Source organism: Longimicrobium sp. (assembly GCF_036554565.1).
GTDB lineage: Bacteria > Gemmatimonadota > Gemmatimonadetes > Longimicrobiales > Longimicrobiaceae > Longimicrobium.
Window position 1 is genome coordinate 1 of sequence record NZ_DATBNB010000624.1, and the last position, 4,745, is coordinate 4,745.

A 4,745-nucleotide genomic window follows, 5' to 3' on the forward strand; every position below is an offset into this window, starting at 1 on the left:
GATCGAGTCGGCGACTTCTTCCGCGAAGTTGGTGATCGATGGGTACCCGAGGTCCAAGCCGACCGCGACCGAGTCGCCTGACGCGAGAACGTAAACACCAACGTAGGCGGCGCCTGGCAAATAGGAATATCCACTTGGGAAGGTGACGACTCCGTGTGCGCGCAGTGGCCTGAACTCGTCGACGATCCGGAGGAATACGGCTCGCGTCCACCACAGGCTGCCGTGCCCCGCCTCTTCCCGCACAAACCGTTCAGCCGCCCGTGCTCCGAAGACGGATTGCGCCAGAATCTCGGCCAATATTGCGCTAAGCCCTCGGACGTCCGTGCTGAATCTTTCGCCGAGTTGCTGGGGTGTTAGTGCGGCCAAAGTCCCGCGATACAGCAAATCGATGATCTGAGCCCGTCCGCGGTTGCGGAGCATCACATTGCACGTGCCGAGATCGCCATGATTGATGTTAGCCGTGTGGATCGCTTGTAGCCCGGAACACAGGTCCCTGCCAATCCTCACTACTTGATGCCACAGAAGTGGAGACCCCTTCAGTCGAGCTTCCAACGTTGTGCCAGAGATCAGTTCCATGACGGCGCACTCCACCGTCTCGTCTGGATGATCCGGATGGTAAGCGTGCTCGACCGAATAAAATCGAACGACCGCTGGATGCGTTACCTGGGCCAGCGCGAACGCGTGGTCACGGACATTCGCGATGTCATGCATATCTTCATTGATGACCTTAGCTGCGACTTCTCGCCCAAACTGATCCTGGGCCCGCCACACCGTTCCAAATCCTCCGATGCCTACTTGCTCGATCAGCCTGATCACGAGGTTCTCCGAAGGGCTTCTAGTGCGGATACTTCGCGCCTGATCACCAGGCCCGAAGCGCAGATACGTTCACGTCAAAAACCCGATCCGCAGTTCCGCTGAGGTGCCACACCTCTCGCACAGTGCTGCAGCCGCAGTTACGGCCACTGCTCTGCCTCATCATACTCATCCGGCGCGTCTCGCTCGACGCCATCATCATCGGCGGCCAACTCTCGATGGCGGCGCTCCCTCGTGTACAACAGCCATCCCGCGGACGCGGCCTCATGGCTGTGCGGCGTTGTGTCTCCCGGGACGGAGCCAACCTCCTTGACGAGCACAGCCGAATCTGCGTCAAGGCGCCACATCCTCCCGCCATATTCAACTGCATATGCACCGCCATCAGCTGTAGGCTGAACGACGAGTGAGACGGGCGACGCGAATTCGGCACGAACCGCGCTGTCTCCCACCGCGTGCACGCGAACAGCGGAGGTGCCCGACATGTACCACATCCCTTCCGTCCGACCGCGTATGCGCCCCCGTTGATCAGCGGCACGACATCTTCCAGAGACGCGGTCTGAATTGATGCCGGTTCCCGCACTGCTGGTTTAGGCGGCGAAGGTTCATCCGACCTGCAGCCGATCGTGAGAACTATAAGCGGAAGTACGAGAAGCAGCCGGATATGCATAATCCAGGTCGGTCGGAGTAATCAGGTCGGGGAACGGAGACGTCGGCCGTCGTGCGAGGCTGAATGTAAACGCGGCGAACCTAAAGCGGATCGGCGTGCACCAACATCGGATCAGATAGCAGATCGCCTCGGCTACGCCGTACGCCCTCACCCGCAGGCGGGCCTCGCGCAGCGCGGGAGCGGCTCGAACGGCTAGACTATCGGCAGGGTCAGCGTGAACGTGCTCCCCTCGTCCAGGGCGCTTTCGACGGTGAGGTCGCCCGCCATGCGAATGGCAAGGTCGCGGCTGATGGCGAGTCCCAGCCCTGTTCCCTCGTGCGGGCGCGACAGGTCGCTGCGCACCTGCACGAAGGGATCGAAGATCGAGTCCAGCTTGTCCGCCGGAATGCCCATCCCCGTGTCGCGGATCCAGATGCGGGCGCGGTCGCCGTCGCTCGCGCACAGGATCTCGATCCGCCCGCCGGGATTGGTGAACTTCACTGCGTTGGATGCCAGGTTCACCAGGATCTGCCGCAGCTTCTCCGCATCGGCGCGCACGGCGAGGGTGGGCGGGGCGGCGGGGATGGAGAGCGCCAGTCCCTTGCTGCGCGCCTGCGGCCGCACCAGCAGCTCCGCCGCGGCAAGTGCCTCGCCCACGGGGACGTCCGTGATGTCGAAATCCACGGTGCCCGTCTCCAGCTTCGCGTAGTTCAGCACCTCGTTGATCAGCCCAAGCAGGTGGCGCTGGCTCAGCTGGATCCTCCGCAGGTCGTCCAGCTGCGCACGCGTCACGGGCCCGCGAATCCCCATCTCCAACAGTTCCGCGTACCCGCCGATGGCGTTGAGCGGGGTCCGCAGCTCGTGGCTCATCACCGCCAGGAACTCGCTCTTGGCGCGGTTCGCCGCCTGTGCCTCGTCGCGGGCCTGCTCCGCTTCGCGCCGTGCGAGCACCTGCGCGGTCATGTCGGCGCCGTGCGCGATGACTCCCGACCACGTCCCGTCGGCCTCCATGAGCGGTAGATAGGTAAGGTCCAGGAACCGCTCCTCGAGCGCGGCGCCCGCCTGGCGTTCCACCAGCAGCGGCACGTCGCGGCCCACGAAGGGCTCGCCCGTCGCCAGCACGCGGTCCAGCAGCTCCTTGAATCCCTGGTCGCGCACCTCCGGGAGCGCCTCGAACACGGGTTTTCCCAGCAGCTCCCGGTGGCCGACAAGCTGATAGTAGGCGTCGTTCACCAGCTCGAATACGTGGTCCGGCCCGCGCAGCACCGCCAGGAACGTGGGCGCCTGGCGGAACACGTCCGCGAGCCGTGCCCGCTCCAGCTGCAGCTCGCCCACCAGCTTCTCGCGCTCCCCCTCCATCACGCGGCGGGCGCTGATGTCGTTGAACAGCATGGCGATGCGCCGATCCCGCGGCGCTCCGACGCGAAAGATGAAGACGTCGAACCAGCGGCCCAGCCCTTCGGCGGCGGACTCGAACCGCGCGGGCTCGCCCGTGGCTGCCACCCGGCCCACCCTCTCCACCCAGTGGTCCTCCAGCCGCGGGATCAGCTCGCGCGCCGTGCGTCCCACCGGATCGGAAAGGCCCGAGTGCTCCACGAAGGCCGGGTTCGCCTCCAGGTAGCGGTAGTCGACCGGCCGGCCATCCGCGTCGTGGAGCACCTCGGCGATGAAGAACCCCTCGTCCAGGCTGTCGAAGAGCGACCTGTACTTGGTCTCGCTCTCCATCAGCGCCTCGGTCTGCATCTCCAGCTCCGCCGCCTGCTCCTGGAGCATCTCGTTGGCCCGGGTCAGTGCGGCGCTCTCCCGGTTCAGCTGGGTGACCGTTTCCACGGCGGCCAGGCGTGCCCGCTCGCTGTCGGCGTGCTCGCCGGAAATCCGGTCCAGTGACGCTTGCAGCCGCACCTGTTCCGTCACGTCTTCCACGCGCTGGATCAGGTGCGTCACGCACCCGGTGCCGGGATCCAGCACGGGTGTGTGGATGGGGCTCCAGTAATGCTGCTCCCATGATCCATCGGGGAGCGGGACCGGGTAGTGCTGCACGGGCATGGGGTCCGGCGCGCGGGTCGCTGCGGCGCGCTCCAGCGAGGCACGGACGTTCTGCTCCCCCGTCGCGTCGGGGTCTTCCGGCGGGTCGGGGAACGCCTCGAAGATGCCGCGCCCGACGATCCCCCGCGGACCGTCGCGGGTGGACCGCGTGGCGCTCAGGTAGGCGTCGCTCGCGGCCACGATCGTGTAGCGCGGCGTATCGGCGAGCAGGATGAGGAAGAGGCCCGGGAGTGCGGCGATCAGGCTGTCGGCGGGGGGAACGCCGGCGGGCCGCGAGGCACCGCGCTCCCGGTCCGCGCCTTCATCCACGGTGTGCTTGTGCATGCGAGAGGACTACGGGTACCAGACGGGCGTGCCGCAGGTGCGGCACGCCCGTCATCCTTCGCAATTCCGTAGCCGCTATCCGGCTGAGTGATCCAGCCCCCGCGCGGCCTCCAGATACCCCGTCGGCCTTAGCAGCCGCTGGGCTTAGCTCAGGAGGCGGGAATCGAACGCGAAAGGCGTGGAACTGAGTACCCGCACGTTCCCTGCATCTGCGTGGTGCGGGTTCAAGAGCACGTTCGACTCGACACGAATGAGGGCGCTGGGAACCCACAGCAGGAGCGAATCGCCCCGCTCTACCCACGAGTTTCCAAGCTCCACGCACGTTGGGTGATCGGCTACACTGTACCAACCGCCGGGTAGAGTCTCGACCTCTATCTCCTCCGCCGACGCCGTATCCGGCACCTCCACCTTCAATGCGACGAGGTCCGTGGGTGCGTCCTCGATGTCGATGTGAACGAGGTATTCGAGAGCGGCAAGAGATAGACTCGATGACAGGTACACGACGGGTACGCCCTCGGAATTCCAGCGCCCGCCATGCAGCCGCGCGCCTTCTCCGTCAAGCTTCGGGTACGCGGCTCTGGTGAGGCGCCAGAGAATCATCAGCTTACGATCCCATGCTCGATCCTGCCGAGGACCCTTTCAATAGCGCGAGTTCCTGCATCAGTACCCAGCAGGTCTACGGGCCGCTTTCCTTCCAGAGCACGGTTCTCCTTGTGCAACCACCTGGATGCTCGGGAAACATCCCCAATCGCTTCTTCTGCTCGTGCGTAAATTCGGAGCACGCGCGCGAGGCGATCGGACTGTTCAGGGCTGAGCGGCTTCTCTTTCTGCTTTCGGTCCGCCAAGGTACGGCGCGAAACAACGATTTCGTACACGACTCCGGCGTCGACCAAACCCGAGCTGATTACATCGTCGA

At 65.1% G+C, this 4,745-nt stretch carries 4 protein-coding genes; all 4 read right to left on the reverse strand.

Annotated features, from left to right (window positions below; translation table 11 throughout):
- A partial coding sequence (locus VIB55_RS17295; RefSeq protein WP_331877919.1) for a protein kinase domain-containing protein occupies positions 1-816 on the reverse strand: 816 nt, incomplete at its 3' end.
- A gap of 856 nt (positions 817-1,672) precedes the next feature.
- On the reverse strand, positions 1,673-3,829 hold the full coding sequence (locus tag VIB55_RS17300) for an ATP-binding protein (protein ID WP_331877920.1): 2,157 nt from the start codon (positions 3,827-3,829) through the stop codon (positions 1,673-1,675).
- Between the two features lie 144 nt (positions 3,830-3,973).
- Positions 3,974-4,429 carry an RES family NAD+ phosphorylase gene (locus tag VIB55_RS17305; RefSeq protein ID WP_331877921.1) on the reverse strand — a complete coding sequence of 152 codons (456 nt, stop codon included), beginning with the start codon at positions 4,427-4,429 and terminating at the stop codon, positions 3,974-3,976.
- The coding region (parS, locus tag VIB55_RS17310; protein WP_331877922.1) for a type II toxin-antitoxin system Xre/ParS family antitoxin at positions 4,429-4,745 on the reverse strand (317 nt) is incomplete at its 5' end. The genes VIB55_RS17305 and parS, both read right to left, overlap by 1 nt.

Coding starts and splice junctions, on each gene's coding strand:
- VIB55_RS17300 (WP_331877920.1), bottom strand. CDS start 3,829: ATGCACAAGCACACCGTGGATGAAGGCGCGGACCGGGAGCGCGGTGCC.
- VIB55_RS17305 (WP_331877921.1), bottom strand. CDS start 4,429: ATGATTCTCTGGCGCCTCACCAGAGCCGCGTACCCGAAGCTTGACGGA.